Origin of the sequence: Xanthomonas nasturtii (genome assembly GCF_001660815.1) — a bacterium.
In the GTDB taxonomy this organism is placed as follows: domain Bacteria; phylum Pseudomonadota; class Gammaproteobacteria; order Xanthomonadales; family Xanthomonadaceae; genus Xanthomonas; species Xanthomonas nasturtii.
The window spans coordinates 1-5,740 of record NZ_LYMI01000069.1; the positions used below are offsets into that span (position 1 = coordinate 1).

A 5,740-nucleotide genomic window follows, 5' to 3' on the forward strand; every position below is an offset into this window, starting at 1 on the left:
GCTACGGCGGATTGAGGTGCAGCGGCGGCAACTTCCTCTTCACGAGGGGTTGACGAGGATGAAAAGCCTGCTAATATGGCCGGCTCGCTTCGCAGAAAACCTTCGGGTCGAAACGAAGCGGCGTCAACCACCTCGGAAACAAGGTGTTGACGGGAAGAAAAAGTCCGCTATACTAGGCGGCTCGCTTCGACGGAAACGACGAAGCTGACGGGAACGGCGCTGAGGCCACTCCCCAATGTTCTTTGACAGTGTGCGCAGGTAATTTGTGCGGACGCCTGCAGGAAGGATGATTGTCCATCTTGCAGACGTTTAATCAAAAAGCAACATATTAATTGCTTTGCAAGCGATAAGTTGTCAGTGGTTGAGCTTCTGCAGCTAAAGTATTTGTCTTCGGACATGTAATTTTAAGTGAAGAGTTTGATCCTGGCTCAGAGTGAACGCTGGCGGCAGGCCTAACACATGCAAGTCGAACGGCAGCACAGTAAGAGCTTGCTCTTATGGGTGGCGAGTGGCGGACGGGTGAGGAATACATCGGAATCTACTCTTTCGTGGGGGATAACGTAGGGAAACTTACGCTAATACCGCATACGACCTACGGGTGAAAGCGGAGGACCTTCGGGCTTCGCGCGATTGAATGAGCCGATGTCGGATTAGCTAGTTGGCGGGGTAAAGGCCCACCAAGGCGACGATCCGTAGCTGGTCTGAGAGGATGATCAGCCACACTGGAACTGAGACACGGTCCAGACTCCTACGGGAGGCAGCAGTGGGGAATATTGGACAATGGGCGCAAGCCTGATCCAGCCATGCCGCGTGGGTGAAGAAGGCCTTCGGGTTGTAAAGCCCTTTTGTTGGGAAAGAAAAGCAGTCGGTTAATACCCGATTGTTCTGACGGTACCCAAAGAATAAGCACCGGCTAACTTCGTGCCAGCAGCCGCGGTAATACGAAGGGTGCAAGCGTTACTCGGAATTACTGGGCGTAAAGCGTGCGTAGGTGGTGGTTTAAGTCTGTTGTGAAAGCCCTGGGCTCAACCTGGGAATTGCAGTGGATACTGGGTCACTAGAGTGTGGTAGAGGGTAGCGGAATTCCCGGTGTAGCAGTGAAATGCGTAGAGATCGGGAGGAACATCCGTGGCGAAGGCGGCTACCTGGACCAACACTGACACTGAGGCACGAAAGCGTGGGGAGCAAACAGGATTAGATACCCTGGTAGTCCACGCCCTAAACGATGCGAACTGGATGTTGGGTGCAATTTGGCACGCAGTATCGAAGCTAACGCGTTAAGTTCGCCGCCTGGGGAGTACGGTCGCAAGACTGAAACTCAAAGGAATTGACGGGGGCCCGCACAAGCGGTGGAGTATGTGGTTTAATTCGATGCAACGCGAAGAACCTTACCTGGTCTTGACATCCACGGAACTTTCCAGAGATGGATTGGTGCCTTCGGGAACCGTGAGACAGGTGCTGCATGGCTGTCGTCAGCTCGTGTCGTGAGATGTTGGGTTAAGTCCCGCAACGAGCGCAACCCTTGTCCTTAGTTGCCAGCACGTAATGGTGGGAACTCTAAGGAGACCGCCGGTGACAAACCGGAGGAAGGTGGGGATGACGTCAAGTCATCATGGCCCTTACGACCAGGGCTACACACGTACTACAATGGTAGGGACAGAGGGCTGCAAACCCGCGAGGGCAAGCCAATCCCAGAAACCCTATCTCAGTCCGGATTGGAGTCTGCAACTCGACTCCATGAAGTCGGAATCGCTAGTAATCGCAGATCAGCATTGCTGCGGTGAATACGTTCCCGGGCCTTGTACACACCGCCCGTCACACCATGGGAGTTTGTTGCACCAGAAGCAGGTAGCTTAACCTTCGGGAGGGCGCTTGCCACGGTGTGGCCGATGACTGGGGTGAAGTCGTAACAAGGTAGCCGTATCGGAAGGTGCGGCTGGATCACCTCCTTTTGAGCATGACGTCATCGTCTTGCGGGCGTCCTCACAAATTACCTGCATTCAGAGATTCATACCGGCACAGGTCGGTATGCGAAGTCCCTTTTGGGGCCTTAGCTCAGCTGGGAGAGCACCTGCTTTGCAAGCAGGGGGTCGTCGGTTCGATCCCGACAGGCTCCACCATATTGAGTGAAAAGACTTCGGGTCTGTAGCTCAGGTGGTTAGAGCGCACCCCTGATAAGGGTGAGGTCGGTAGTTCGAGTCTACCCAGACCCACCACTCTGAATGTAGTGCACACTTAAGAATTTATATGGATCAGCGTTGAGGCTGATGCATGTTCTTTTATAACTTGTGACGTAGCGAGCGTTTGAGATATCTATCTAAACGTGTCGTTGAGGCTAAGGCGGGGACTTCGAGTCCCTAAATAATTGAGTCGTATGTTCGCGTTGGTGGCTTTGTACCCCACACAACACGTACATGTAGCTCCGAGGCAACTTGGGGTTATATGGTCAAGCGAATAAGCGCACACGGTGGATGCCTAGGCGGTCAGAGGCGATGAAGGACGTGGTAGCCTGCGAAAAGTGTCGGGGAGCTGGCAACAAGCTTTGATCCGGCAATGTCCGAATGGGGAAACCCACTGCTTCGGCAGTATCCTGCAGTGAATTCATAGCTGCTGGAAGCGAACCCGGTGAACTGAAATATCTAAGTAACCGGAGGAAAAGAAATCAACCGAGATTCCCTGAGTAGTGACGAGCGAACGGGGAACAGCCCTTAAGCTGGAATGGCTTTAGAAAAACAATCTGGAAAGATTGGCCATAGAAGGTGATAGCCCTGTATTTAAAAGGGCCACTCCAGTGAAGACGAGTAGGGCGGGGCACGTGAAACCCTGTCTGAATATGGGGGGACCATCCTCCAAGGCTAAATACTCCTGACCGACCGATAGTGAACCAGTACCGTGAGGGAAAGGCGAAAAGAACCCCGGAGAGGGGAGTGAAATAGATCCTGAAACCGTGTGCGTACAAGCAGTAGGAGCTCGCAAGAGTGACTGCGTACCTTTTGTATAATGGGTCAGCGACTTACTGTTCGTGGCAAGCTTAACCGTATAGGGGAGGCGAAGGGAAACCGAGTCTGATAAGGGCGCATAGTCGCGGGCAGTAGACCCGAAACCGGGTGATCTAGTCATGGCCAGGGTGAAGGTGCCGTAACAGGTACTGGAGGCCCGAACCCACGTCTGTTGCAAAAGACGGGGATGAGCTGTGATTAGGAGTGAAAAGCTAATCGAACCCGGAGATAGCTGGTTCTCCTCGAAAGCTATTTAGGTAGCGCCTCGGACGAATACTACTGGGGGTAGAGCACTGTTATGGCTAGGGGGTCATCGCGACTTACCAAACCATTGCAAACTCCGAATACCAGTACGTACTATCCGGGAGACACACGGCGGGTGCTAACGTCCGTCGTGAAAAGGGAAACAACCCAGACCCACAGCTAAGGTCCCAAATTCACTGCTAAGTGGAAAACGATGTGGAAAGGCACAGACAGCCAGGAGGTTGGCTTAGAAGCAGCCACCCTTTAAAGAAAGCGTAATAGCTCACTGGTCGAGTCGGTCTGCGCGGAAGATTTAACGGGGCTAAGCAGTGAACCGAAGCTTGGGGTGCGTAAAACTTCGGTTTTATGCGCGGTAGAGGAGCGTTCCGTAAGCCTGCGAAGGTGGATTGAGAAGTCTGCTGGAGGTATCGGAAGTGCGAATGCTGACATGAGTAACGATAATGCGGGTGAAAAGCCCGCACGCCGAAAGCCCAAGGTTTCCTTGCGCAACGTTAATCGACGCAGGGTTAGTCGGTCCCTAAGGCGAGGGCGAAAGCCGTAGTCGATGGGAAGCAGGTTAATATTCCTGCACCTCGCGTGAGTGCGATGGAGGGACGGAGAAGGTTAGGTGTACCGGGCGTTGGTTGTCCCGGGGAAAGGCGGTAGGTTTGAATCTTTGGCAAATCCGGGATTCTTTAAGACCGAGCACCGAGACGAGCCTTTATGGCGAAGTCACTGATACCACGCTTCCAGGAAAAGCTCCTAAGCTTCAGCTCACGAAGACCGTACCGTAAACCGACACAGGTGGGTAGGATGAGAATTCTCAGGCGCTTGAGAGAACTCGGGTGAAGGAACTAGGCAACATGGCACCGTAACTTCGGGAGAAGGTGCACCCTTTTTGGTGGCTCATGCGAGCTATAGCTGAAGAGGGTCGCAGAAACCAGGCCGCTGCGACTGTTTATCAAAAACACAGCACTCTGCAAACACGAAAGTGGACGTATAGGGTGTGACGCCTGCCCGGTGCTGGAAGGTTAATTGATGGGGTCAGCCGCAAGGCGAAGCTCTTGATCGAAGCCCCAGTAAACGGCGGCCGTAACTATAACGGTCCTAAGGTAGCGAAATTCCTTGTCGGGTAAGTTCCGACCTGCACGAATGGCGTAACGACAGCGGCGCTGTCTCCACCCGAGACTCAGTGAAATTGAAATCGCTGTGAAGATGCAGCGTTCCCGTGGCAAGACGGAAAGACCCCGTGAACCTTTACTATAGCTTTACACTGAACGTTGAGTTCGTCTGTGTAGGATAGGTGGGAGGCTATGAAACTGTGGCGCTAGCTGCAGTGGAGCCATCCTTGAAATACCACCCTGTCGTGCTTGACGTTCTAACCTAGATCCGTTACCCGGATCAGGGACCGTGTATGGTGGGTAGTTTGACTGGGGCGGTCTCCTCCTAAAGAGTAACGGAGGAGCACGAAGGTACGCTCAGCGCGGTCGGACATCGCGCACTGTGTGCAAAGGCATAAGCGTGCTTGACTGCAAGATCGACGGATCAAGCAGGTACGAAAGTAGGTCTTAGTGATCCGGTGGTTCTGTATGGAAGGGCCATCGCTCAACGGATAAAAGGTACTCCGGGGATAACAGGCTGATACCGCCCAAGAGTTCATATCGACGGCGGTGTTTGGCACCTCGATGTCGGCTCATCACATCCTGGGGCTGTAGTCGGTCCCAAGGGTATGGCTGTTCGCCATTTAAAGTGGTACGCGAGCTGGGTTCAGAACGTCGTGAGACAGTTCGGTCCCTATCTGCCATGGGCGTTGGAAGTTTGAGAGGGGCTGCTCCTAGTACGAGAGGACCGGAGTGGACGAACCTCTGGTGTTCCGGTTGTCACGCCAGTGGCATTGCCGGGTAGCTATGTTCGGAAGCGATAACCGCTGAAAGCATCTAAGCGGGAAGCGCGCCTCAAGATGAGACTTCCCGGGGCACAAGCCCCCTAAAGGAACCATGTAGACTACGTGGTTGATAGGTCAGGTGTGTAAGTACAGCAATGTATTGAGCTAACTGATACTAATGATCCGTGCGGCTTGACCATATAACCTCAAGTTGCCTTGGTCCCAACGAACGTTGGTAGATCCGCAAACGCAAGCTACGTCACAAGTTAACTATGCGAGGCTGAGCGCCGTAGGTGCTTCCATACGCAAACGCTTGCACACCCGTGCATACGTTTGAGGAAGCAGCAACTGGCGACGCTCCAACCGTCTCCCTGGTGAAATTAGCGCTGTGGAACCACCCGATCCCATCCCGAACTCGGAAGTGAAACGCAGCTGCGCCGATGGTAGTGTGGCTCAAGCCATGCGAGAGTAGGTCATCGCCAGGGGCTTTACCCGAAACCCTCTATCCAACAGGATGGAGGGTTTCTTTTTGCCTGCAATTTGAGAAAACCAAGACGCTTGCAAGTACTGGGTTGCTCCGCAAGGCTGCAAACAGCTGACTCACAAGTGGTGG

General features: G+C 53.5%; 2 tRNA genes and 3 rRNA genes. All 5 read left to right on the forward strand.

Annotation, left to right across the window (positions count from 1 at the left end):
* Positions 1 to 405: 405 nt before the first annotated feature.
* The 5 genes from A7D16_RS19370 to rrf all read left to right on the forward strand — a co-directional run bounded on the left by A7D16_RS19370 (position 406) and on the right by rrf (position 5,612).
* A 16S ribosomal RNA gene (locus A7D16_RS19370) occupies positions 406 to 1,952 on the forward strand.
* Between the two features lie 92 nt (positions 1,953 to 2,044).
* Positions 2,045 to 2,120 (forward strand) — tRNA-Ala (locus tag A7D16_RS19375).
* Between the two features lie 19 nt (positions 2,121 to 2,139).
* Positions 2,140 to 2,216: transfer RNA gene (locus A7D16_RS19380), tRNA-Ile, on the forward strand.
* Positions 2,217 to 2,444: 228 nt separating this feature from the next.
* Positions 2,445 to 5,327: ribosomal RNA gene (locus A7D16_RS19385) — 23S ribosomal RNA — on the forward strand.
* A gap of 170 nt (positions 5,328 to 5,497) precedes the next feature.
* Positions 5,498 to 5,612: ribosomal RNA gene (gene rrf, locus A7D16_RS19390) — 5S ribosomal RNA — on the forward strand.
* The 16S, 23S and 5S rRNA genes sit together here with 2 tRNA genes alongside, the layout of an rRNA operon.
* Positions 5,613 to 5,740: the final 128 nt, after the last annotated feature.